The sequence below is a fragment of the Streptomyces sp. NPDC006687 genome, from assembly GCF_040636215.1.
Taxonomy (GTDB): Bacteria; Actinomycetota; Actinomycetes; order Streptomycetales; family Streptomycetaceae; genus Streptomyces.
The window spans coordinates 161,722-183,394 of sequence record NZ_JBEYJJ010000002.1; the positions used below are offsets into that span (position 1 = coordinate 161,722).

The 21,673-nt window shown below is 73.6% G+C and carries 22 protein-coding genes and 1 pseudogene; 11 read left to right on the forward strand and 12 right to left on the reverse strand.

What is annotated here, in order from left to right; genetic code table 11:
- Positions 1-331: 331 nt before the first annotated feature.
- Genes ABZ716_RS03080 through ABZ716_RS03090 form a run of 3 tightly spaced genes read left to right on the forward strand, consistent with a single transcriptional unit; the run spans position 332 to position 2,362 of the window.
- On the forward strand, positions 332-1,165 hold the full coding sequence (locus ABZ716_RS03080) for a class II glutamine amidotransferase (RefSeq protein WP_358809924.1): 834 nt from the start codon (positions 332-334) through the stop codon (positions 1,163-1,165).
- Positions 1,166-1,214: 49 nt separating this feature from the next.
- Positions 1,215-1,628 (forward strand): SHOCT domain-containing protein, encoded by a 414-nt coding sequence (locus ABZ716_RS03085; protein ID WP_358809923.1) that lies wholly within the window; start codon positions 1,215-1,217, stop codon positions 1,626-1,628.
- Between the two features lie 47 nt (positions 1,629-1,675).
- A complete protein-coding gene (locus tag ABZ716_RS03090) occupies positions 1,676-2,362 on the forward strand; it encodes a GAP family protein (RefSeq protein WP_358956088.1) in 687 nt (228 codons plus the stop codon).
- A gap of 27 nt (positions 2,363-2,389) precedes the next feature.
- Here the strand turns inward: ABZ716_RS03090 and ABZ716_RS03095 are convergent, their stop codons facing one another.
- From ABZ716_RS03095 to ABZ716_RS03105, 3 genes are all read right to left on the reverse strand, one after another.
- Entirely contained in the window at positions 2,390-3,355 is a 966-nt protein-coding gene (locus ABZ716_RS03095) for a hypothetical protein (RefSeq protein WP_358956090.1), read from the reverse strand.
- A gap of 50 nt (positions 3,356-3,405) precedes the next feature.
- On the reverse strand, positions 3,406-5,028 hold the full coding sequence (locus ABZ716_RS03100) for an MFS transporter (protein ID WP_358956093.1): 1,623 nt from the start codon (positions 5,026-5,028) through the stop codon (positions 3,406-3,408).
- Between the two features lie 186 nt (positions 5,029-5,214).
- Complete coding sequence (locus ABZ716_RS03105; RefSeq protein ID WP_358809919.1) at positions 5,215-6,393, reverse strand: glutamate--cysteine ligase; 1,179 nt, start codon at positions 6,391-6,393, stop codon at positions 5,215-5,217.
- A gap of 226 nt (positions 6,394-6,619) precedes the next feature.
- Here ABZ716_RS03105 and ABZ716_RS03110 point away from each other — a divergent pair, with 226 nt between their 5' ends.
- Positions 6,620-7,873: an MFS transporter gene (locus ABZ716_RS03110; RefSeq protein WP_358809918.1), complete on the forward strand. Its 1,254-nt coding sequence runs from the start codon at positions 6,620-6,622 to the stop codon at positions 7,871-7,873.
- Here ABZ716_RS03110 and ABZ716_RS03115 read toward each other — a convergent pair.
- Complete coding sequence (locus tag ABZ716_RS03115; RefSeq protein WP_358956096.1) at positions 7,846-8,538, reverse strand: TetR/AcrR family transcriptional regulator; 693 nt, start codon at positions 8,536-8,538, stop codon at positions 7,846-7,848. The two genes, ABZ716_RS03110 and ABZ716_RS03115, sit on opposite strands and share 28 nt — an antisense overlap.
- 86 nt (positions 8,539-8,624) lie before the next feature.
- On the opposite strand from ABZ716_RS03115, the gene ABZ716_RS03120 reads away from it, so the two are divergent.
- Positions 8,625-9,035, forward strand: a complete 411-nt coding sequence (locus ABZ716_RS03120) for a DUF4345 domain-containing protein (protein WP_358956099.1) — start codon at positions 8,625-8,627, stop codon at positions 9,033-9,035.
- Here ABZ716_RS03120 and ABZ716_RS03125 read toward each other — a convergent pair.
- The 3 genes from ABZ716_RS03125 to ABZ716_RS03135 are packed head-to-tail and all read right to left on the reverse strand — an operon-like array spanning position 9,032 to position 13,068.
- Positions 9,032-10,378: a carboxyl transferase domain-containing protein gene (locus tag ABZ716_RS03125; RefSeq protein ID WP_358956102.1), complete on the reverse strand. Its 1,347-nt coding sequence runs from the start codon at positions 10,376-10,378 to the stop codon at positions 9,032-9,034. The two genes, ABZ716_RS03120 and ABZ716_RS03125, sit on opposite strands and share 4 nt — an antisense overlap.
- A gap of 30 nt (positions 10,379-10,408) precedes the next feature.
- Positions 10,409-12,034: a GAF domain-containing protein gene (locus ABZ716_RS03130; protein ID WP_358956104.1), complete on the reverse strand. Its 1,626-nt coding sequence runs from the start codon at positions 12,032-12,034 to the stop codon at positions 10,409-10,411.
- Positions 12,031-13,068 (reverse strand): rod shape-determining protein, encoded by a 1,038-nt coding sequence (locus ABZ716_RS03135; protein ID WP_358809913.1) that lies wholly within the window; start codon positions 13,066-13,068, stop codon positions 12,031-12,033. The genes ABZ716_RS03130 and ABZ716_RS03135 overlap by 4 nt, the downstream gene beginning before the upstream one ends.
- A 223-nt stretch (positions 13,069-13,291) precedes the next feature.
- On the opposite strand from ABZ716_RS03135, the gene ABZ716_RS03140 reads away from it, so the two are divergent.
- Positions 13,292-13,996, forward strand: a complete 705-nt coding sequence (locus ABZ716_RS03140; protein ID WP_358956107.1) for an alpha/beta fold hydrolase — start codon at positions 13,292-13,294, stop codon at positions 13,994-13,996.
- Positions 13,997-14,008: 12 nt separating this feature from the next.
- Here the strand turns inward: ABZ716_RS03140 and ABZ716_RS03145 are convergent, their stop codons facing one another.
- Positions 14,009-14,599, reverse strand: a complete 591-nt coding sequence (locus ABZ716_RS03145; protein WP_358956109.1) for a hypothetical protein — start codon at positions 14,597-14,599, stop codon at positions 14,009-14,011.
- A gap of 78 nt (positions 14,600-14,677) precedes the next feature.
- Between ABZ716_RS03145 and ABZ716_RS03150 the strand changes: the two genes are divergently transcribed.
- A complete protein-coding gene (locus tag ABZ716_RS03150; RefSeq protein ID WP_358956111.1) occupies positions 14,678-15,370 on the forward strand; it encodes a hypothetical protein in 693 nt (230 codons plus the stop codon).
- Between the two features lie 63 nt (positions 15,371-15,433).
- Here ABZ716_RS03150 and ABZ716_RS03155 read toward each other — a convergent pair whose 3' ends face one another.
- Complete coding sequence (locus ABZ716_RS03155) at positions 15,434-15,856, reverse strand: MarR family transcriptional regulator (protein WP_355971133.1); 423 nt, start codon at positions 15,854-15,856, stop codon at positions 15,434-15,436.
- A 103-nt stretch (positions 15,857-15,959) separates the two neighbouring features.
- Between ABZ716_RS03155 and ABZ716_RS03160 the strand changes: the two genes are divergently transcribed.
- The 3 genes and pseudogenes from ABZ716_RS03160 to ABZ716_RS03170 all read left to right on the forward strand — a co-directional run.
- Positions 15,960-16,982: an NADP-dependent oxidoreductase gene (locus ABZ716_RS03160; protein ID WP_351889219.1), complete on the forward strand. Its 1,023-nt coding sequence runs from the start codon at positions 15,960-15,962 to the stop codon at positions 16,980-16,982.
- 64 nt (positions 16,983-17,046) lie between these two features.
- Positions 17,047-17,472 (forward strand): organic hydroperoxide resistance protein, encoded by a 426-nt coding sequence (locus ABZ716_RS03165; protein ID WP_351889217.1) that lies wholly within the window; start codon positions 17,047-17,049, stop codon positions 17,470-17,472.
- A 66-nt stretch (positions 17,473-17,538) separates the two neighbouring features.
- Positions 17,539-18,264 (forward strand): annotated as a pseudogene (locus ABZ716_RS03170) (EI24 domain-containing protein); the annotation flags it as partial.
- Between the two features lie 381 nt (positions 18,265-18,645).
- Here the strand turns inward: ABZ716_RS03170 and ABZ716_RS03175 are convergent.
- A complete protein-coding gene (locus ABZ716_RS03175; RefSeq protein WP_358956113.1) occupies positions 18,646-19,548 on the reverse strand; it encodes an NAD(P)-binding domain-containing protein in 903 nt (300 codons plus the stop codon).
- 98 nt (positions 19,549-19,646) lie between these two features.
- Between ABZ716_RS03175 and ABZ716_RS03180 the strand changes: the two genes are divergently transcribed.
- Positions 19,647-20,033, forward strand: coding sequence for a helix-turn-helix domain-containing protein (locus ABZ716_RS03180; protein ID WP_358956404.1), 387 nt, complete (start codon positions 19,647-19,649; stop codon positions 20,031-20,033).
- Here the strand turns inward: ABZ716_RS03180 and ABZ716_RS03185 are convergent.
- Together ABZ716_RS03185 and ABZ716_RS03190 are read right to left on the reverse strand one after the other, a co-directional pair.
- The gene (locus tag ABZ716_RS03185) at positions 20,020-20,739 is read right to left on the reverse strand and encodes a carbon-nitrogen hydrolase family protein (RefSeq protein ID WP_358956115.1); all 720 of its coding nucleotides are present in this window, start codon (positions 20,737-20,739) and stop codon (positions 20,020-20,022) included. The two genes, ABZ716_RS03180 and ABZ716_RS03185, sit on opposite strands and share 14 nt — an antisense overlap.
- Before the next feature lie 172 nt (positions 20,740-20,911).
- On the reverse strand, positions 20,912-21,487 hold the full coding sequence (locus ABZ716_RS03190) for a TetR/AcrR family transcriptional regulator (protein ID WP_358809907.1): 576 nt from the start codon (positions 21,485-21,487) through the stop codon (positions 20,912-20,914).
- Positions 21,488-21,673 lie beyond the last annotated feature (186 nt).

A 21,673-nucleotide genomic window follows, 5' to 3' on the forward strand; every position in this document is an offset into this window, starting at 1 on the left:
GACGACCTACGACCGGAGCCCGCACGGGACTTGGTCACGAGGCTGTCCGTCCTTCGCCGGCGCCGTCCGCCCGCGAGCCCCGCGTCCGGCCCCGCGACCGGTGCGCCGTACTCGCGATGACCCGCGTTCCGCGGGGCCGGCCCTTTTGACCTGCTGCTTCCCGCTCAGGGTGGCGACTCCCCTGCGCCGGCGGGCCCGCTCCCGCCCGCGTGGCGATCACCAGGGGAAGGGCAGACGATGGGAATGCCGGTGGGTCCGGCCGGCTTCCTCTCGGCTCTCGCCGGGAGCGGTCTCCGGACCCAGATGGACAACGAGGAACGGGTGATCATCCATGTGCCGATGGCTCGCTTACTCGGGGACGCCCCTCCTGCTCGACACCATCCTGTACAAGCCGGCGCACTCGCTGATCGACCAGAGCCTGCACTCCAAGCTGGGTGTGGAGACCACGAACGGCGACGGGTTCGGCGTCGGGTGGTACCCGGAGAACGGCGGCACACCGGCGGTCCTGCGGGACGTGGGGCCGGCCTGGAACAACCGCAACCTGCGGGAGATCGCGGACCACGTCCAGTCCCCCCTGTTCTTCGCCCACATCCGGGCGTCGACCGGAACGGCGGTCCAGCAGACGAACTGCCACCCCTTCCGGCACGGCCGCTGGCTGTGGATGCACAACGGCTCCATCGCCGGTTTCCACCTCGTGCGCCGGGAACTCTGCCTCCTCGTGGACCCCGTGCTGTTCAACGACATCGAGGGAACGACGGACTCCGAGATGATGTTCTACCTCGCGGTCACCTTCGGCCTGGACCAGGACCCGCCCGGCGCCGTGGCGCGGATGGCGGGGGTCGTGGAACGCGTCGGGCGCGAGCGGGGTGTGGAGTTCCCCCTCCAGATGACGGTCGCCGTGACCGACGGCGAGCGCGTCTGGGCCTTCCGCTACTCCAGCGAGGGCGCATCCAGGTCGCTGTTCTACAGCAGCCGTGTGGACACCCTGCGCACGTTGCACCCTGACGTGACGTTCCTGCAGGACGTGTCCGACGAGACCCGCCTCATCGTGTCCGAGCCCCTCGGTGACCTGCCCGGTGCCTGGAACCAGGTGCCGGAGAGCAGCTACGGCGTCGTGCAGCCGGGACAGGACGAACTGCTCCCCTTCGCCCCTCAGGCGGCCTGACGCCGCGATCGATCGACATCTGTGCCCACAGTCAACACGGAGGCGCGCCATGAACGAGTCGATGCTGGACCTGGCGGTGGACTACCCGCTGCTGAACATGTTCTGGACCATGATGATGATCTTCCTCTGGGTGCTCTGGTTCATGCTGCTCTTCCGGATCATCGGCGACATCTTCCGCGACGACGACCTGGGCGGCTGGGGCAAGGCGGGGTGGACCGTCTTCGTCATCCTCCTGCCCTTCCTCGGTGTGTTCGTGTACCTGATCGCCCGCGGGCGCGGGATGGGCGAACGCGAGCTGGCACGGATGCAGCGCAGCGAGCAGGAGTTCCGCTCCTACGTACAGCAGACCGCCGGCGGCACCAGCCAGGCGGAGGCGCTCGCCCGGCTCGCCGAGCTCAAGAACAAGGGCGACATCACGGCTGCCGAGTTCGAGCAGGCGAAGGCCAAGGTCCTCGCGGGGTAGCCGGATGCCCCGCCATGGGGTGTCCGGTATGAGCCGGATGCGTTGCCATGGTGCTTGACCTGCTCGTCATCGGCCTGGTCATCACGCTCTACCCGCTGCCGATCGCGGCGTTCGTCGTGGTCGTGTCCGCCCCCCGCCGCGGGGTGTGGAAAGGGCTGGCGTTCATCCTCGCCTGGCTCGCGTGCCTGGTGGCCGTGATCGCCGTCGTGCTGCTCCTCACCGACGGGGAGCCGCCCCCGCCGCGCTCCCCGCCCTCCACCGCCGTACTCGTGGTCAAGGTGGTCCTCGGGCTCGGACTGATCGTGTACAGCGAGCGCAAGTGGCGTCGACGGCGTACGGCCGCCGCCAGCGACGGCGCGGCGGACGAGGGGCGGCCGGTGGCGTCCAAGAGGCCGAAGACCTCCAGGATGGACCAGGTCACGGTGTGGTCCGCCGCCTCGCTCGCCGTCCTCCTCCAGCCCTGGGGCATGGTCGGCCTCGCCGCCACCACGGTGGTATCGGCCGACCTTTCCCACGGGGCGTCGTTCCTGGCACTCCTGGGCTTCTGCGTCCTGGCCACCTCCTCCCTGCTGACCATGGAGCTGTACATGGTGTTCGCGCCGCAGCGGGCGCAGCAGGCCCTGACAGGTTTGCGCGCATGGCTGGAACGGCACACGGAACAGGCGATCGTCGTCACGTGCCTCGTGCTGGGCCTGTGGACCGTGGCCCGGAGCCTCTACGAACTCACCGCCTGACCGCCCGGGCGGTGACCTCCCGGGCGGTCAGGAGCAGGCGGTGGCCGGGTCGTCGTGGACGAGCGCGCAGACCATCCGTTCGCCGCGCCCGTGGTCGGGGTACGCCGTGAGCAGCTCGGCCCTGAAGTCGTTCCACTGGCGGGTGATCTCGGCGGTGGCCCCGGCCGTCGCGCGGCGGAAGTTGTCGCCGGTCCGCGCGCGGGCGGACGCGGGCGTGTCCTTGTTCAGGGTGCGGTTGTGGGAGACGCGGCCGTCGCAGTCGGCGGGTTTGACGCCGGTGGAGTCGAAGTCGGTGTAGCAGCCGGTGGCGAGGTCCGCGGGAATGCGCTCCCGTGCCTCCCGGGTCCAGTCGGCGTCCTTCATGGCGCTGTAGCGGCGGATGTCGAGGAACGGCGCGTGGTCCTTACGCTCCAGGCCGGGCGGGTTGTCGAGGCCGATCGGGCCGGGGGCGGCCCGGTCGCTCCAGTTGGAGTGGGAGTAGAAGTCCTCGATCTGGTGCCAGCCGCGGCCGAGCTGTTCGAGGACGGCACATTTGGCCCGCTCGGCCTTCTCGTCCCACGTGCAGGGTGAGGAAAGGTCGCTCTGGCCGGCGCGCACCGTGCCGTCGGCGTCGACGAGGCCGTCGGCGGCCCGTACGGCGTTGCGGAAGCGGGCCACGGAGGTACGGATACAGGCGAGGAGCTCGGTGGTGGCCTCGTCCCGGGTGCGGGGGTAGCCGGGGGCGTAGCGGGGGGCGAGGTAGTCGGCGTTGTCGCAGTGCAGGGGGCCGACGTCGAAGTAGGGGCGGTGGTCGTTGGCGTTGACCGCCCCGTCGCGGGCGTCGGCCATCGCGGTCAGGGTGAGGGGCTCCCAGGGCAGTGCGGCCCGGGTGATGTCCTCGTGGTTGACGCCGGTGAAGGCATGGGCGGGGCCGCCCGGCACGGTGCTCAGGGCAGCTGCCAGGACGGCTGCGACGGCCGCGGAGCGGGTCCGTGCCGGCGGGATGACAGCCATACCTCCATGCTGCGCGCCCGGCACGCCCCCCGCACACGCGCGGGCCGGGGCTACGGCTCCGTCGAGCGCGGCTGGGCCGACGGGATCCGCCGGGTGAAGAAGAGGGCGAGCAACGCGGCGAAGGCCAGGATGGCGAGTGCCGCGCGAAGGCCGTCGAGCCGGGCGGCAGCGTTCGCGTCCAGCGCGGCCTTGGACACTTCCGCGCTCGCGCCGGCTTGGTCGAGGGCGGTCTTGAGCTGGGCGTCGGACAGGAACGGCGCGCCGCTCTGGAGCTGGACGGCCGCCTGGCTCGTGACGCTGTCCGGGACCGCCGGGTTCGCCTCGACTTCGGTCAGGAAGGACGTGGTGAGTGCGGCGATCATGATCGAGCCGGCCAGTGCCGTACCGATCGAGGCGCCGAGGTTGGTGACGGCGTTCTGGACGCCGCCGACCTCCGCGCTCTGCGCCTGCGGCACCGCGGACACGGTGACCGACCCGAGCTGGGACGCCAGCGCGCCCATGCCGAGCCCGACCAGCAGGAGGGGGATGGTGACGACCTCCGCGCCGGCGTCCGCGTCGAGCGCGGCCATCAGGACCACCGCTCCCACGAGCAGCGCGAGGATCCCCAGCCGCACCACGCGCCGCGGCGAGACGTCCGGGAGGAGACGCGGGATCAGGGTCGCGGCCGCCAGCAGGCTCACCGAGAGCGGCAGGAGACGGACGCCGGTCTGCAGTGCCGAGAGGCCCAGGGCGACGGACAGGTAGAGCGGGACGACGAAGAACACGCCCATCTGCACGAGGAACTGGAAGAAGAACATCGTCAGGCCGCCCGTGAGCTGCCTGTTCTGCAGCATGCCGGGATCGATGAGGGGATCCCGCCCCCGCTCGACGACCTTGGCCTCCCAGTGGAGGAAGAGCCAGACCAGCGCCAGACCGGCCAGCATCAGCCAGGTCGTCAGGGAGACCCCGAGCCACGCGGGGGCGCCGGGCTTCGGCTGGAACCAGCCCCACTCGTCGGACCGGAGCACGCCGTAGACGAAGATCCCGAGCCCGAGCGCGGAGAGGACGGCGCCCACGTAGTCGATGCTCCGGCGTTCGCCGGGCGGGGCGTCCGCGATGCGGCGCGCCAGCACGAGGATGCCGAGCACCACCAGGACCTCCCCGGCGAAGACCCACCGCCAGGAGAAGTACGTCGTCGCGACACCGCCGATGAGCGGCCCGAGCGCGATCGCCACGGCCCCTGCCGCCACGACGAGCCCGTAGGCGGCGGGACGGCGTTCGACGGCGAAGTTGCCGGCGACGAGCGCCACGATCGCGGGCAGGATCAGCGACGCCCCGATCCCCTCCAGGAACGACCAGCCCAGCAGCAGCACGGGCAGGTTCGGCGCGAGTGCCGTGGTGAAGGAGCCGGCCCCGTAGACGCAGCAGCCGATCATGAACGAGCGCTTGCGTCCGATCAGCGCCCCGACCTTGCCGCCGGGGATCATGAACATCGCCATCACGAGGGTGTAGGCGGTGATCGCGCCCTGGATGCCCGTCACCGTGGTCCCCACGTCCTCGGCCACCGTGGCGATGGAGACGTTCATGACGGAGCTGTCGAGCGCCATCAGGAACTGGCCGGCCGCGAGCGTCACCAGCACGACTCGCGACTTCGCCGACGCCGAACTCTTGGCCGTGCCTGCCTGGGATGCCATGGACGCATGGTTCCAGCCGTGCACGGGCCCGCTGGGCCGACCCGCCGCGCAGTCGGCCGGACGGGCGCGACGCCGGGCGGGGCACCGTGCCCCGGTCCGGGGCCGCCCCACCCGCCCCCCTGCGAGCAGCGGATACGGGACCTCGTGCACCTGCGGCTTCCGGTCCCCGGGGGAGGGGGTGACCGGCTAGAAGTCCTCCGTTTCGTCCGTGAGGTGGCGCAGTACGTCCGTCAGATCCTGGCGGCGGGCGAAGGCCATGCGCTGGCGGTGGGCGCCCGAGCCGTCGCGGAGGAGGCCGGCCAGGGTCTTGGCCGCGTGGTCGAGGTCGCCGGCGGCGGCCAGGTCCGGGGCGACCAGGTCGAGCAGGGCCTCCGCCAGGTCGGCCGCCGGGAGTTCGGCGCCCGTGTACGGGTCCAGACCGAAGCCCTCCAGGCCGTCGTGGGCCGCCCGCCAGCGGGCGAGGCGCAGCACGTCGTCCCGTATCGGCCGGTCGGGACGCTGCTCCGCGATGTCGCGCAGCGCCGAGGAGACCAGGGCCCGGCCCAGCTCGGCCTGGAGTACGGCCGTGTCGATGTCGGGGGACATGTCGGGCGCCCGGATTTCGAGCGTCGGCCAGTTCCCCGAGGGGCGGAGGTCCCAGTAGACCATCTTGGTGTCCAGGGCGGCCCCGGAGCCGAGCAGGGTCTGTACCGAGCGCCGGAAGTGGGCCGTGGACGGGAAGTGCGGGGGCGGGCCCGCCGAGGGCCAGCCCGCCCAGGCCATCGCCCGCCAGCTGGAGTGGCCGGTGTCGCGGCCGCCCCAGAAGGGGGAGTTGGCCGCCAGTGCGATCAGCGTGGGCAGCCAGGGCCGGACCCGGTTGGACACCGCCACGGCCGTGTCCACGTCGAGGGTGCCGATGTGGATGTGGCGGCCGCAGCTGACCAGGGTGTCGGTCAGCGCCCCGAACCGGCGGTGCTGCTCGCGCTGGCGGGGCTCGTCGTCGGTCAGGTGCAGCGGCCCTTCGACGGCCACGACGGGCGAGGGGGCCGCCAGCAGCCGGCAGCCGTGCGCGCGGGCCGCCGCGGCGAGGGTCCGCCGCAGGGCGGCGAGCTCCTCGCGCAGGGTGATCGCCGAGTCGGCGACCGGGGTGGAGATCTCCACCTGGTACCGGGTCCCCTCGGGGTGCAGCTGCTGGGGGAGCCCGGCGGCGGTGGCGAGGACGAGCGGGGCGGCCGGGACCACCCGCAGGGTGCGCTCGTCGACGAGCAGGAACTCCTCCTCGACCCCCATGGTGAGGGGGGTGGTGACACCGCTCACGGTGCGCAGGGCGAGGCCCGAGGGGTCGGTGTCGCCGGGGCTCGTGGTGCTGTTGCCAGGATCGATCACTACGCCTCCCTGGACATACGAGTCTTTCATCATGGGCCGATGAGGGGGCGCGGGAGCAAGGCCGATCCGGTCAAATGTCGGGCGATAGTGGCGAGTTAGCGGCAGAAGTGGGCACAGGGTGAAAGTCAGGAGCCGGGTGGGCCGGGAGTGTCGCGCGGGTGTGCGGGGCGGGTGAACGTCCCCTCGGCTCCAGGGGCGTCCTAGAACGTGCCGGTTACCATCCCGTGTGACTGGTACCGCCTCCCCGCCCCGACCGAAGCGGCGCATATTCGCCGACCTGACCCCGCTGCGCACGTCCGCCCACTACCGGCGGCTGTGGGTGGGCGGCACCATCTCCTGGATGGGCCAGGCCATGACCGCTCTGGCCATCTCGCTCCAGGTCTACGCGATCACCGGCTCCAGCTTCTCGGTCGGCCTGGTCGGGCTCTTCTCGCTCGTCCCCCTCGTCGCCTTCGGCCTGTACGGCGGGGCCATCGCCGACCGGGTGGACCGGCGCAAGCTCGGCCTCTACAGCCAGAGCGGGCTCACCGTGCTGTCCGCCGGGCTGGCCGCCGCGGCCCTGCTCGACTACCACCGGGTCTGGCTGCTCTACACCGTCGTCGCCCTCCAGGCCGTCTGCGGGGCGCTGAACGGGCCGGCCCGCTCGGCCATGATCCCCAAGCTGCTGCCACCCGAGCAGCTGCCCGCCGCGAACGCGCTGAACTCCGTCACCATGACCTCCGGGACCATGCTGGGGCCGCTGCTCGGCGGCCTGATCGTCGGCTGGTGGGGCTACCAGGCGGCTTACCTGATCGACGTCGTGACCTTCTCCGCCGCCCTGTACGCCATGTGGCGGCTGCCCGCGATGCTGCCGGAGGGCCGCACGGGGCGGGCGTCGGTGATGGACGGGCTGCGCTTCCTCGCGACCACGCCCAACCTGCGGATGACCTTCTTCTCCGACCTGGCCGCGATGGTCCTCGCCCAGCCGAAGGCGCTGTTCCCGGCCATCGCCCTCCTCTGGTACGGCGGCGACGCCAAGACCGTCGGCCTGCTCGTCGCCGCCCTCGCCGTGGGTGCGCTGCTCGGCGGGGTGTTCTCCGGCTGGCAGGGGCGGATCCGGCGGCACGGGCTGGCGATCCTGCTGTCCGTCGCCGCCTGGGGGCTGGCCATCGCCGTCTTCGGGCTGATGCGCAACCTCTGGCTGGGGCTGCTGTTCCTCGCGCTGGCCGGGTGCGCCGACACCATCTCGATGGTGTTCCGCTCCACGATGATGCAGACGGCCACCCCGGACGGGATGCGCGGGCGGCTCCAGGGCGTGTTCATCGTGGTCGTCGCGGGCGGGCCCCGGCTCGGGGACTTCCTGGCCGGTGCCGTGGGCGACCTGACCTCCCCGGCCGTCGCCATCACGGGCGGCGGGCTCGCGTGCGTGGTGGTCCTGGGGCTGCTGGCCGCGCGGTGGCGCTCGTTCGCCCGCTACGACTCCCGGTCGCCGCAGGCGTAGGACGACTGGCTCCGGCGGCCGCCCGGCGGCCAGTCGGGGGCCGGGTCCTCGGGGAGCAGGGCGCGCAGGGCGCCCACCGCGGCGCCGATACAGGTGTCCCGCAGCTCGGCGCGGGTGCAGGTCTCGTGCGTGAGCCAGTCCACGCAGAGCACCTGGACGAACACGAGCCAGGCCCTCAGGGCCGAGGAGACGGCGGCGTGCGTGCCGCCGCCCTCTCCGTCAGCTCCGCCGGTTCCGTCGGTTCCGTCGGCGAGCGGGAGTACGCCGAGCAGGCGCGAGCGGAGGGCGTCGAGCTCGTTCGTCATGATCGTGTGGATGACCGGGTCCCCCGCGAGCACCCGGTTCGCGGCCAGCACGGCATGGCGGTTGGCGATGAAGTAGTCGAGGTGGGCGTCCATCCCCTGCGCCAGCTGCTCGACGAGCGTGGCGTCGGGGTCGAGCCGGGTGGCCTCCAGCAGCCGGTCGGCTGCCTGCTGGTAGACCGCCGCGAAGAGAGCGTGCTTGCTCGGGAAGTGCTGGTAGAGCAGGGCGCGGGAGACGCCTGCCTGCTGGGCGACGTCCTCCATCAGGACCTCGTCGTAGGGAGCGGCGGAGAACAGCCGTGCGCCGACGGCGAGCAGCTGGGCGCGGCGGTCGGCGGGTGTCAGGCGTCGGCGGGGTGGCACGCGTCCAGAGTACTTGACACGTGTCTAGCAAGGCACCCTAAGGTGAGTCTTAGTAGACACACGTCAACTAAGGGGGAGGTGCAGCTATGGCCAAGGCACTCCGGGGTTTTTCGTGGGTGATGGGCATCGCGTGCACGGCGATCGGGCTGTGGCACGTGGCCGCCGGCAACGTCGCGATTCCGGGCGAGGACGATGCCGGTCCCACGGTGGACAGCCTGGGCCGGTTCCTCGGCGCGTTCTTCGCCGGTTACGGGCTGGCCTGGGTGTGGGCCGCCCGCCAGGATCCCGTCCCGGCGCGCCTGGTGCGCGGGCTGGCGGCTGTGTTCGCGCTGGGCACCGTGGGACGGTTGCTGTCGCTGGCCGTGGAGGGCCGGCCGCACTGGTTCCAGGTGGTGCTGATCGTGCAGGAAGTGCTCATCCCGCCGCTCCTGTTCTGGCTGGCGGACGCGGACGAGCGGGCGTACGCGGCCCGGCGGGGCGGGGCAGGGGCGGTCTAGGCGGGCGGCCCGACCATCCCCCGGGCCACGCCGAGGGCGACCAGGTCCTGGGGGCGGATGCGGAGCTGGGCCGCCGTGGCGGGGGCCTGGTCGGCGGGGCGCTTGAGGATGGCCGCCGCCAGTTCGGGGGCGATGACCGAGAAGTAGCTGTCCGGGGTCACCCAGGTGTTCCCCGGCGAGGCCAGGGCGAGTGCCCCGCCCGAGCCGCCCTCGCCGATCAGCAGGGTCGTCACCGGAACCGTGGCCGCCGCCACCGCCGCGAAGCAGTCCGCGATGGCCGGGCCGGCGCCCGCGTGTTCGGCGGCGGCGTCGTTGGCCGCGCCGGGGGTGTCCACCAGGGTGAGGACCGGGACGCCGAGCCGGTCCGCGAGACGGATGACGCGGGCGGCCGTACGGTAGCCCGCCGGGCGGGTGGCGGTGCCGCACTGGGCGGCGTACGCCACCGCGTGGCCCTCCCGCAGCCCGAACCCGCACAGCATCCCGGCGTCGAAGGCCCCGGCCCGGTCCCCGCGCAGGGGCAGCCGCAGCTCGAAGTACGCGTCCAGGTACGCCCGCGCCCGCGGCCGCCCGGGGCGCCGGGCCTGCTGGACGGCGTCCCAGCCGGTCAGCGGGGGCGTGACGCCGCCCAGCGCGGCCGGGGGCTCGACCGGCGAGGCGGCGCGGGGCGCGGCCAGCACCCGCAGCCAGTCCCCGACCGCGCGGGGGAGCTCCGCCGGGGGGACGACGGCGTCCACGTGCCCGGCGTCGTACTGCCCCTCGGCGGTGTAGGCCGCCGGGTCGGCGTCGGCGGGCCGCACCCGGGACCCGGCGAAGCCGACCTGCGCCCCGGGCAGCGCCAGCACCACGTCGGCCCCCGCCCCCAGGGTGGCCCACCCGCCGCCGGTGGTGGGATCGCGCACCACCGCGATCTGCGGGAGCCCGGCGGCCCGGGTCAGCACGCACTGGCGGGCCACCCGCTGGAGCTGCGCCAGCGCGAGCATCCCCTCCTGCATCCGGGAGCCGCCGGTGGCGATCAGGGAGACCAGCGGCAGGCGGCGCTCGCGGGCGTGCCCGTACGCGGCCTCCAGCCGGTCACCGGTACGCCGCCCGAGGCTGCCGCCGAGGAAGCCGAACTCGAAGGAGACGAGCACCGCTTCGCGGCCGCCGACCCGGGCCGTCCCCACGACGACGGACTCCCGCTCCCCGGTCCGGGCGCCGGCCCGGGCCAGCGAGGCGTCGTACCCGGCCCAGCCGAGGGGGCCGTCGTCGTCGGGGTACTGCGCACAGGGCGCGGGCAACTCCTCGAAGCTCCCGGGGTCGGTGAGGGCGGCGATGGCGGCGCGGGCCGGCAGACGGGTCGTCACCGGGCCAGCGTAGGCGGTGGGGTGCGCCCGCTACAGTCCCGACTCCCAGGTCACCGTCGTGCCCCTCGGGCCCGAGTCCGTGAGGCCGTCGTCGGAGACCGTGAGGCGGACGCGGGAGGGGGTGGCGTCGATCTCGACCTGGATGCTGGTGACCGCGCTGCGGCGGTGGGCCGCTGCCAGGGCGCTGCGGAGGGTGGCCAGGAGGGCGTCCGTGACGCGGTCCGGGAGGAGGGCGTCGACCGCGCCCGCGAAGTGGACCGACGGCTGGAAGCCCAGCAGGACGGCGGCCCCGCCGGTCTCGCGCAGGACCCGGCCGCGGAAGGTCGCCGGGGCGTCCGTCGGAGGCTGCTGGAGGGCGAAGATGGCCGTGCGGACCTCCTGGATGGTGGAGTCCAGCTCGTCCACGGCCCGGCTCAGTTCGGCGCCGACGTCCTCCACGTCGCCCGAGGGGGCGTTCGAGGACCGCCGCCGGGTGCTCTCCAGCATCATCTCCGTCGCGAACAGCCGCTGGACCACCAGGTCGTGCAGGTCGCGGGCGATGCGGTCGCGGTCCTCGTACACCGCGAGCTGTTCGCGGTCGTGCTGGGCGTCGGCGAGGACCAGCGCGAGGGCCGCCTGGGAGGCGAACTGCGAGGCCAGCAGCCGGTCCACGGCGTCGTACGGGCGGCCGCCCCGGGCCCGGGGCAGGGCCAGGGTGCCGATCAGCTGGCCGCCGCTCTGGAGCGGCAGCATCATGCTCGGGCCGAAGCGCTCGCGCACGTGCGTGGTCATCCGGGGGTCGGTCGCGGAGTCCTCTATGAAGACGGGTTCACCGCCGAGCAGTTGTTCCAGCACCGGGGATCCGGGTGCGATGGTCGTGCCGACCAGGTCGCCGGGGTCCCCGTGCGTGGAGGCGGCGACGATCTCCATACCGCCCTCCGGCGTGGGCTGGAGCACCACGCCGGCCGCCGCGTCCGCCAGCAGCCGGGCCCGTTCGGCGACGCACATCAGGGCGTCGGCCGCCGGCCGCCCCGCCAGCAGGGTGGTGGTCACGGCGGCCGCGCCCTCGATCCAGCGCTCCCGGCGGCGGGCGGTCTCGTACAGCCGCGCGTTGCCGATCGCTATCCCGGCCTGCGAGGCCAGCACCCGCATCAGCGCGAGGTCCTCGTCGGTGAAGGGACCGCCGCCGCGCTTCTCGGTGAGGTAGAGGTTCCCGAAGACCTCGGTGTGCACCCGGATGGGGACGCCGAGGAAGCTGCGCATGGGCGGGTGCCCGGGCGGGAAGCCGGCCGAGCGGGGGTCGCGGGTGAGGTCGTCCAGCCGCAGCGGACGCGCCTCGGTGATCAGCGCGCCGAGCACGCCGGTGCGGCCGTCGGGCAGCCGGGGGATCGCGGCGCGTTCGGCCTCGGTGATCCCGGCGGTGAACAGCTGCGTCAGCCGGCCGCGCTCGGGGTCGACCACCCCGAGGGCGCCGTACCGCGCGCCGCACAGGTCGGTCGCGGAGTCCACGACGTGCTGGAGGGTGGGCTGGAGCTCCAGCTCCGAGCCGACGCTGAGGACGGCGTCCAGCAGCACCGGAAGGCGGGACGTGGCCCCGCCCGGCTCCGGCTCCGCACCCGGGCCCGGGACCGCGGCCGCAGCCGTGCCCGGGCCCTCGTCGGTGGGGTTCGGTCTCATGCAGCCAGCGGGTTGAGGACCATCGGGGCGATCTTCCCTTCGAGCATCGCGCCGAGACCCATGACGGCGCACACGTCGGGCCGTTCCGCGATGGCCACCGGCATCCCGGTCGAATCCCGCAGCATCTGGTCCAGCCCCGGCAGCAGGGCGCTGCCGCCCACCATCATGATCCCCCGGTCCGTCAGGTCGGCGACCAGGTCCGGCGGGCAGTCGCGCAGCACGCGGCCGATGCCGTCGAGGACGGCCGTCAGCGGGGTGTGGATGGCGTGGCGCACGGCGGCGGTGTCCACGTGCACGGAGCGGGCCAGTCCGGTGGACACGTCGCGGCCGTGGATCAGGGTGGAGGCGGGGCCCTCCGAGGTGATGCCGTTGCCGTGCAGGGCGAGCTGGAGGGGGCGGACGGCCTGGCTCGGCAGCATCAGCTCGTGGGCGTGGCGCAGGTGCTGGACCACGGCGTGGTCGATGGCCTCGCCGCCGACGGGGATCCGCTGGGCGGTGACGATCGACCCGAGGGAGAGGACCGCCACCTGGGTGGCCGCGGCCCCGCACACCATGATCATCGTCGCGGTCGGCTGCTCCACCGGCAGGCCGCAGCCGACGGCCGCCGCGATCAGGGTGTCGACCAGTTCGACGCGCCGCGCCCCCAGCCCGACCATCGTCTCGACGGCCGCGCGCTGGGCCAGCGGGTCGGCGTCGTGCGGGGTGCAGCAGGCGGCGCGCAGCCGGGGCTTGCGGCGCAGGGCGCGGCGCAGTTTCTCGCCGAGGAGGTGACGCAGCATCCGCTGGGCCATCTCGATGTCGACGACCGTGCCGCCGGAGACGGGGCGGACGACGCGGATGTAGTCGGGCGTGCGGCCCGTCATCCGTTCGGCGAAGGTGCCGACGGCGATGAGGGCGCCGGTGCGGGTGTTGACCGCGGCGACGCTGGGCTCGTCGACCACGAGGCCGGCGCCCTTCACGTAGACGCGGGTCCTCGCGGCTCCCAGGTCGACGGCGACGTGGCAGCGGCGCAACTGCTCAAGACTGACGGTCACGGCAGGTCCTCCCGAGAGCGCGGGGTAGGAAAGGGACCGACGGAGGCCGGTCGATACTTCATATCTTCTCGGGTCAATGGGGCATACCGCCCGCTGGAATGCTCCGCCCGGGGCGTGGCGGAAGGGGCGGGCGTGCTGCACGGGGGTGGATTTCTGCACCGACAGGCACCACCATGCGCGCACCATCCGCGCTACCCGCGCGTAACAAGGTAAAGGGGACCCGATGCTGACACCCCGCCAGAAGCTCCTGCCGCTTCTGCCGCTCCTGACCCTCTGCCTCGCCCTCTTCCCCGCCCTCCCGGCCCAGGCCGCGCCCCCGAGGCAGCCGGCCGCCGCCCGCAATCCGGTGGTCCTCGTCCACGGTTACAACGCCGACCCCGGCGTCTGGGGTTCCCTCCGGGCGGACCTCCGGGCCGACGGGTACGCCGACTCCGAGCTCTTCTCCTTCGGCTACGACACCCACCAGTCCGTCAACGAGGTGCTCTCCGGCCGGCTCGCCGCCTACGTGGACGAGGTCCGCCGGCAGACCGGCGCGGCCCGGGTGGACCTCGTCGGCCACTCCTTCGGCTCGCTCGTCAGCCGCTGGTACGTCAAGTACGGCGGCGGCGCCGCGACCGTCGGCCACTGGGTCTCCCTGGCCGGCCCCAACCACGGCACCTCCACCGCCTGGGCCTGCGCCCTCTGGGACCAGGCGTGCCGGGACATGACCCCGGGCTCCTACGTGGTGAAGAACCTCGCCGCCGGGGACGAGACCCCCGGCGCCGTGAAGTACGCGACCTTCTGGTCGGACTGCGACGAGGTGGTCAACCCCGACAGCAGCGTCCCGCTCACCGGGGCCCTGAACACCGCGGTCGGCTGCCTGGACCACAACGCCCTGCTCGGTGACGCGGCCACCTCCGCCGGGGTCCGCGCCTTCCTGCGCTCCTGAAGTCCCGAAGCCCTACGCCGTTCCGTCCGCCGGCTGCACCCGCTGGAGCAGCCCGTACGTGAACTCCGCCACCAGGGGCCGCCCCGACGCGGTGAAGGCCAGCCGCCAGCGCGTCGGCGCGGTGCCCTCCATCGGCCGGACCGGCGCGAAGGCCCGGGCCACCTCGTCCACGGTCGCCGCCCAGGGCGCCAGGTCCGCCTCCGTCCGCAGTACGGGACCCCGCGCGCCCGGGGCCCGCACCAGCCACTCGTTCCACACCGCCCCGTCCGGCGCGGCCAGCACCTCGAAGCGCAGCTCCGGCCAGAGCGGCACCGGCCACAGCAGCGCCTCGCACTCCAGGTCGCCGATCCGGCGCCGCCCGGCCGACTCGGGAGGCCCGAGCACCGACCGGTAGCGGGCCAGCGCCCCGCGCGAGCGGGGGGACCTGACCATGGCCTGCCAGCGCCGGTTGGCCTCCCGCTGCTCGGCGAGGGTGGCCCCCAGCCGCAGCCGGGCCTCCTCCGCGAGGCCGGGCTGGAAGTCCGCCATCCTGCGCAGCAGCACCAGCTGGAAGGCGCCCGGCCCGAAGGCTCCCGGGCGCCCCGGGCGGGGTGTCTCGGCCATGGAGGTCAATATTCCACACAGGATCCTCACGCCCCCGGAACACCTTCGTAGCCGGGGACCACGTAGCCTGCGGGCCCCATGAACTACTTCTGCCCCGCCTGTCAGAGGCACCTCAACGGCGCGCTCGCCTGCGCCGGGTGCGGGACCCCGGCCGAGCACCTGGCGGTCGCCGCGCCCGGAGTTCCGGGCCCGGCCCCGGAGCCGCAGCCCGCGCTGGCCGAGGTGTTCGCCGACTCGCTCGTCGTTCTGACCGCCCCCCACGAGGGCCGCGCCGGTACGCGCAGGCGCGCGGCCTCCCGCCGCAGACGGGGGAGGACCGCCCTGGCCGTCGGCCTGGGGCTGGTGCTCGCGACCGGGGGTTCGATCGCCGTGGCCCGGATCACGGGCGACGACGGGGGCGCGGACCGGGCCGACCGGGTGGAGCTCGTCGACGGCGGGCCCCGGCAGCCCGACGCCCTGCCGAGCGAGGCGCCGGCCGCGCCCTCGGCCCTGCCCGCGGGCGGTCCGGCCGGGGTGGCGAAGAAGGCCCGGCCCAGCGGGAGCCCGAGCGCCTCCGCGCAGCCCTCGGTGAGCGCGAGCGCCTCCGCCCCGACGGGGACGCCCTCGCAGAAAGGTTCCGGCGGAGGGGCAACCGTACAGCCGACGGCGTCGGCGACGGGGAAGCCGTCGCCCGGTGGCTCCGGCACGGCGCAGCCGGCCCCCACGAAAACCCAGCCGGGCAAGCCGAAGCCGAAGCCGACCGACTCGTGCGTGTTCTGGATCTTCTGCTGAGCGGGGCGGGCCCGGGCCGGCCGGTCAGGGGCCGGGTCAAGGGTGGGCCGTTCAGGGGTGGGGTCAGCCCAGCATCCGCCTGAGCAGGTCCCGCAGGGCCGTGCGCTCCTCGGCGGAGAGTCCGGCCAGCGGTTCGCGCGCGAAGTCCAGCGACTCCCGCAGCCGCTCCGCCGTCTCGGTCCCGGCCGCGGTGGGCGCGGCCAGTTTCACCCGGCGGTCGGCCGGGTCCGGACGGCGTTCGACCAGGCCGCGGGTCTCCAGCCGGTCGATGATGCCGGTGACGTTGGACGGCTCGCACCGCAGCTTCTGCGCGATGCGGCGCATGGGCAGCGGCTCCAGGGACAGCAGCGTCAGCACCTTCGCCTGCGCGCCGGTGAGCTGGTGGCGGGCGGCCGCCTCCTCGTACTCCATGTGGTAGCGGGCCACGACGTCGCCGATGAGCTCGACGACCTCGACGGTCACTGGGTCTGCGCGACGACTGGGCATGGCACCAGAGTACCCATTTACTTGACAACATGAAATATCCAGGAGCATGGTTGTTTCAGGTCGTGAAGCATTCGCCTCCCCTCATCTCTCTCAGGAGTCCCTCATGTCTCAGATCCCCGCCGTCAGCCGCGAGTGGCACCTCGTCCGCCGTCCGCAGGGCTGGCCCGTGGCCGAGGACTTCGCCCTCCGTGAGGTACCCGTCTCCGCCGAGCCCGGTGCCGGCCGGATCCTGGTCCGCAACCTCCACATGTCCGTGGACCCCTACATGCGCGGCCGGATGAACGACACCAAGTCCTACATCCCGCCCTTCCAGCTCGACGAGCCGATGCAGGGCGGCGCGGTCGGCGAGGTCGTCGCCTCCGCCGCCGAGGGCTTCGAGGTCGGCGACCACGTCCTGCACATGCTGGGCTGGCGCGAGTACGCCGAGCTCGACGCGCGGCACGCCACCAAGGTCGACGCCTCCCTCGCCCCCCTCTCCGCCTACCTCGGCGTCCTCGGCATGCCGGGTCTGACCGCCTACGCGGGCCTCTTCGAGGTCGCCTCCTTCAAGGAGGGCGACTCGGTCTTCGTCTCCGGCGCGGCGGGCGCGGTCGGCAGCCTCGTCGGCCAGTTCGCGAAGATCAAGGGCGCCTCCCGGGTGATCGGCTCCGCCGGCTCCGAGGAGAAGGTCCGGCTCCTCACCGACAAGTACGGCTTCGACGCCGCCTTCAACTACAAGAACGGCCCCGTCGCCGAGCAGCTGAGGGAAGCCGCCCCCGAGGGCGTCGACGTCTACTTCGACAACGTCGGCGGTGACCACCTGGAGGCCGCCATCTCCGCCATGAACGTGCACGGCCGCGCCACCCTGTGCGGTGCGATCGCCGGCTACAACGACACCGAGCCCGCCCCCGGCCCGCGCAACCTGATGATGGTCATCGGCAAGCGCCTGCGCCTCCAGGGCATCCTGGTCGGCGACCACGCCGCCCTCCAGCCGCGGTTCGTCAAGGACGTGGCCGGCTGGCTGGCCTCCGGCGAGCTCCGCTACGACGAGACGGTGGTCGAGGGCGTGGAGAACGCGACCGACGCCTTCCTCGGAATGCTGCGCGGTGAGAACACCGGAAAGATGATCGTCACGTTCACCCGTTAGGCTCCCTCCATACCGTCGCGATCGTGGGCGCGAGTCGCGGCGACTATCTGGAGGATTCGCTTTCATGTCCATCACCCAGTCCGACGTCGCGTACACGGCCGTCGCCACCGCCGAGAACGGCCGTGACGGCCGCGTCGCCACCGCCGACGGCAAGCTCGACGTCGTCGTGAACCCGCCGAAGGAGCTCGGCGGCAGCGGCGCCGGCACCAACCCGGAGCAGCTGTTCGCCGCCGGCTACAGCGCCTGCTTCCAGGGTGCCCTCAGCGTCGCGGCCCGCAACGAGAACATCGACGTCAGCGGCTCCACCGTGACCGCCGAGGTCGGCATCGGCAAGAACGACGAGGGCTTCGGCATCATCGTCAAGCTGACCGCCTCGATCCCGAACGTGGACGCCGCCGTCGCGAAGGACCTGGTCGAGAAGGCCGACCAGATCTGCCCGTACTCCAAGGCGACCCGCGGCAACATCACGGTCGAGCTGAACGTCGCCTGATCCCGCGCCGCAGCCGGCGAAGGCCGCACCCCTCGGGGGGTGCGGCCTTCGCCGTAGACTGGCGCCATGCGTGATCTTGCGGGGGGCTTCCGGTACCTGATGGCCGGACAGAGATGGGTGTTCGGCCACGGCCGCTGGCTCGGCTTCGGCCTCCTGCCGGGCCTGGTCTCGCTGCTGCTGTACGGAGCGGCGCTGACCGGCCTCTTCTACGGGGCCGACGACTTCACCGCCTGGGCCACGCCCTTCGCCTCGGACTGGTCCTCGCCCTGGCTCGGGCTCTTCCGCGGCTTCCTGACCGCGTTGGTGGTCTCCCTCGGGCTGTTCCTCTCGGTGATCACCTTCACCGCCGTGACGCTGCTGGTCGGGCAGCCCTTCTACGAGTCCCTCTCGGAGCAGGTCGACCGCGCCGAGGGCGGCGATGTCCCGGAGTCGGGGCGCTCGTTCTGGGCGGACCTGTGGATCTCCGCCCGGGACAGCGTGCGGCTCCTGGTGCGGGTGATGCTGTACGGGATCCTGCTGTTCGCCCTCGGGTTCATCCCCGTGGTCGGGCAGACCGTGGTCCCGGTGATCGGCTTCTGCGTCTCCGGCTTCTTCCTCACCCAGGAGCTGACCTCCGTCGCCCTCCAGCGGCGCCGGGTCGACCTGGACGAGCAGCTCGCCCTGCTGCGCGGGCGGCGCGCGACGGCCCTCGGCTTCGGGGTGCCGCTGGTGCTGGCGTTCCTGGTCCCGCTGGTGGCGGTCTTCCTGATGCCGGGCGCGGTGGCGGGGGCGACCCTGCTGGCGCGGGACCTGGTGGGTGACGGGGCCGAACCCTCCGAGGACGGTACGGGGGACGAGGCCCAGCCCCAGGCGGGCCCGTACGGCGGCCCCGGCCCGTACGGCGGCCCCGGCCCGTACGGCGGCCCCGGCCCGTACGGCGCCGGCCGGCCCTCCGGCCAGGGCTACCCGCCGGCCCCGGGCCAGGCGTACCCGCAGGCTCCGGGGCAGGGCCACGGGCAGCCGGGTTACGGGCAGCAGGGCAACGGGCAGCAGGGCTACGGCCAGGCACCGGGCTACGGCCAGGCCCCGGCCGGTGGTCACGGGCAGCAGGGCTACGGCTACGGGAAGACCCCCGGCCACCCTCCGGCGCCCCACCCGGACCCCCGCTCGTACTCCTGAGGCCGGAAGCCGGGCTCAGCGGACGGCGGTGCGGCGGAGCAGGGTGAGCGCCCCCACCGTGTCCTCACCCGCGTGGGCGGCCGGGTCGGCGTCCAGGCGCTCCTTCATCAGCCTCAGGTACGGCTCGATCAGCTCGGCGCTGACCCCCTGGTCGGCGGCGGTGCGCAGCAGCGTGCCGCTCGCCTCGACCTGCATGGCGAGGCTGGACACCACTCCGGTGGTGAAGTCGCGGGAGGTCAGCCGTTCGGCGGCGTTCCCGACGAAGAAGCCCATCGCCCCCAGCCACTCCGACAGCAGCGGTGCCAGGTCCTTCGGCGCGATGTCCTCGCCCTCGATCAGCGCGTAGGCGTGCGAGATCCCGGCGAACATCCCGTACATCGCACTCAGCAGAGCCACGTCGTGCAGGGCCGCGTGACCCGGGTCCGTGCCGACGAAGCGGGCACCGGCCGGGACCTCCAGGGTCGTCCGGTGGGTGTCGAAGAGGGCGCGGGAGCCGCTGTAGAAGACGTACCCGCCGGCCTCCGGGACGCCGATCATCGGCGGGGTGGCCATGATCCCGGCGTCCACGAAGCGCGCGCCGCGCTCCTCGGCCCAGGCGGCCCGGGCCCGGCCCTCCGCGGGGGTGCCGGTGGTGAGGTTGACCAGGTCCTTGCCCGCCAGGTCCAGCCCGTCCAGCACGGAGCCGATGCTGGCGTCGTCCAGCAGGCAGAGCACGACCAGGGTGTTCGCGGCGACGGCCCCGGCGGGGCTCGCGGCGACGGCCGCGCCCTCGGCGGCCAGGGCCCGCGCCTTGGCGGGGGTGCGGTTCCAGACGGTCAGGGGGTGTCCGGCGGCGAGCCAGGTGCGGGCGAGGGCGGTGCCCATGTCGCCGAGGCCGAGCAGGGTGAGCGGGCGGTGCGGGGTGTCGTTGTCAGTCATGCCGTTTAGCCTGGTGGCAGGCTGACGGGGGCTCAAGTACGCACTTCGGAGTGGGTGGTTACCCCGAGGTGAGCGAGCAGGTGGGAGGGGTGGGCGGGATGGCGTTGACGCGCAGGCCGGGTGCGGACCACTGCGGGATCGCCGCCGCGATGGCGGTGATCGACGGCAAGTGGAAGGTGTCGATCCTCTGGGAGCTGGAGCAGTGCCCGGGGCGCCGCTTCGGTGAGCTGCGCCGTCTGGTGCCCGGGGTCTCGGAGAAGGTGCTCGCGGCGCAGCTGCGGGAGCTGGAGGCGGACGGCATAGTCCACCGCGAGGTCTTCGAGGAGGTCCCGCCGCGCGTGGAGTACGCGCTGACTCCGCTCGGCCAGGAGCTGAACGGGGCCCTGGAGGCCCTGGGGGAGTGGGGGGCCAGACGCCTCCTGCCGGGCGCCGCCTCCGCCGCCGCCTCCGCCTCCGCCCAGGGGGGTGTGGCTAGAGGGGCGTAGGGATCTCCGCCGTGGCCACCGCCGGGGTGAGGGCGTCCGCCTCCGCCAGGAGGGTGCCGTCCGGAGCCCAGATCGCCGCGCCGCCGCAGCCCGTCCAGGGGCCCGCCGGGCCGACGTGGTTGGCGAGGACCACGTAGAGGCCGTGCTCCTTGGCGAGGCCCGGGTAGACGGTGGCGCGCTCGGTGACGCCGACGCCCGTGCCGTACAGGGAGCTCGCCAGGTGGACGCGGCAGCCGTCGGCGGCGCCCCGGGCCGCCAGGTCCGGCAAGTGGTTGTCGAAGCAGATCCCCAGGCAGAAGCGGAGGCCGCCGAGCTCGAAGCGGCCGTCCTCGGTGCCGGGGGTGAAGGCGGCCTGCTCCTGCTGGTAGAGGTGCTGCTTGGCGTAGGTGGTGAGGTGCGCGCCGTCCGCGCCGTAGACCAGGGTGGCGATGGCGGGCAGCGGGTGCGGGGTGCGCAGGGCGACGTTGACGGCGACGGCGATCCCGGAGGAGCGCAGGCCGTCCAGGCGGGGGTCGTCGGCGTCGGACACCCACAGGGAGGGGTCTTCCGCGAGGGCGTCCAGCTCGTAGCCGGTGAGCGCGAGTTCGGGGAGGACGAGGAGCTCCGCGCCCCGGTCCCGGGCCTCGGCCGCGAGGGCGGTGGCGCTCGCGGCGTTGGCGGTGACGTCGGCGGGTATGCAGGTCAGCTGCGCGGCGGCGATCTTCATGCCGCCCAGGATGCCAGGCCCGCGGACCGCGGGAGGGTACGCGTCCGGCGGCCGTCGGGCTCGTCGCCGCCCAGGAGCGGCCCGCGCTCCGAAGGCGTCCGCCGGGCCGGCGGCATCGGCCGGCCGTAGGGCCGGCGGTGAGGAGGCCGAGCCGCTCCACGGGCCCGGCGGGTCAGCCCTGCGGGCCCCGGAGGAGCGTCAGGAAGGAGCGGAACGCGGCCGGCATGTCCACCGATTCAGGGGCGAGTAGCCACTGGTACTGGAGGCCGTCCATGACCGCCGTCAGCAGGGGGGCGGCCTCCTCGGGGGTGAGGCCGGAGGGCAGGCGCTCGCCGAACTCGGCGCGCAGGACGGCGGCCATCTCCCCGCGCACCTGCGCGTAGCGCTCGGTGAAGAAGGCGCGGGCCGGGTGGCCGTCGGTGACGCTCTCCCCGAGCAGGGCGGAGAAGGTCTGCACGATGCCGGGGCGCATCGCGTTGTACTCCACCAGCGAGGCCAGCAGGTCCAGGCGCCAGCTGCCTGCCGCGGTGCGGGAGCCGCCGCCGGTGTCCCAGCGGTCGCGCTCCTCCAGGACCGCGACCAGCAGCGCCTCCTTGGTCGGGAAGTAGTGCAGCAGCCCCTGCTGGGTCAGGCCCACGCGCTCGGCGACGGAGCCCAGGGAGGCGCCCCGGTAGCCGCGCTCGGCGATCACCTCGACCGCCGCGCGGAGGATCTCGCCGCGCCGCTCCTCGCTCTTCGCCCTGACCATCGCCCGCCACACCCCTCTTCCGCTCCGGCCCGCCCGGCGGCCGTACGACCGTATGCCATCCCTTCATCACGAAAAGATGACGACACCTACCGCTCTACAGGGAAAGGGTCCACCATGGGCCACCGCACCGCACCGCACCGCACCGCACCCCACCGCAGACCCCACCGCACGCCACCGCACACCGAG

Bases quoted from the DNA above. Each gene is read 5' to 3' on its own strand.
- ABZ716_RS03150 (WP_358956111.1), top strand. From the start codon at position 14,678: ATGAACTACTTCTGCCCCGCCTGTCAGAGGCACCTCAACGGCGCGCTC.
- ABZ716_RS03130 (WP_358956104.1), bottom strand. From the start codon at position 12,034: ATGAGACCGAACCCCACCGACGAGGGCCCGGGCACGGCTGCGGCCGCG.
- ABZ716_RS03145 (WP_358956109.1), bottom strand. From the start codon at position 14,599: ATGGCCGAGACACCCCGCCCGGGGCGCCCGGGAGCCTTCGGGCCGGGC.
- ABZ716_RS03100 (WP_358956093.1), bottom strand. From the start codon at position 5,028: ATGGCATCCCAGGCAGGCACGGCCAAGAGTTCGGCGTCGGCGAAGTCG.
- ABZ716_RS03090 (WP_358956088.1), top strand. From the start codon at position 1,676: ATGGTGCTTGACCTGCTCGTCATCGGCCTGGTCATCACGCTCTACCCG.
- ABZ716_RS03095 (WP_358956090.1), bottom strand. From the start codon at position 3,355: ATGGCTGTCATCCCGCCGGCACGGACCCGCTCCGCGGCCGTCGCAGCC.
- ABZ716_RS03180 (WP_358956404.1), top strand. From the start codon at position 19,647: ATGGCGTTGACGCGCAGGCCGGGTGCGGACCACTGCGGGATCGCCGCC.
- ABZ716_RS03190 (WP_358809907.1), bottom strand. From the start codon at position 21,487: ATGGTCAGGGCGAAGAGCGAGGAGCGGCGCGGCGAGATCCTCCGCGCG.
- ABZ716_RS03165 (WP_351889217.1), top strand. From the start codon at position 17,047: ATGTCCATCACCCAGTCCGACGTCGCGTACACGGCCGTCGCCACCGCC.
- ABZ716_RS03085 (WP_358809923.1), top strand. From the start codon at position 1,215: ATGAACGAGTCGATGCTGGACCTGGCGGTGGACTACCCGCTGCTGAAC.
- ABZ716_RS03140 (WP_358956107.1), top strand. From the start codon at position 13,292: ATGCTGACACCCCGCCAGAAGCTCCTGCCGCTTCTGCCGCTCCTGACC.
- ABZ716_RS03160 (WP_351889219.1), top strand. From the start codon at position 15,960: ATGTCTCAGATCCCCGCCGTCAGCCGCGAGTGGCACCTCGTCCGCCGT.
- ABZ716_RS03155 (WP_355971133.1), bottom strand. From the start codon at position 15,856: ATGCCCAGTCGTCGCGCAGACCCAGTGACCGTCGAGGTCGTCGAGCTC.
- ABZ716_RS03080 (WP_358809924.1), top strand. From the start codon at position 332: ATGTGCCGATGGCTCGCTTACTCGGGGACGCCCCTCCTGCTCGACACC.
- ABZ716_RS03175 (WP_358956113.1), bottom strand. From the start codon at position 19,548: ATGACTGACAACGACACCCCGCACCGCCCGCTCACCCTGCTCGGCCTC.
- ABZ716_RS03185 (WP_358956115.1), bottom strand. From the start codon at position 20,739: ATGAAGATCGCCGCCGCGCAGCTGACCTGCATACCCGCCGACGTCACC.
- ABZ716_RS03120 (WP_358956099.1), top strand. From the start codon at position 8,625: ATGGCCAAGGCACTCCGGGGTTTTTCGTGGGTGATGGGCATCGCGTGC.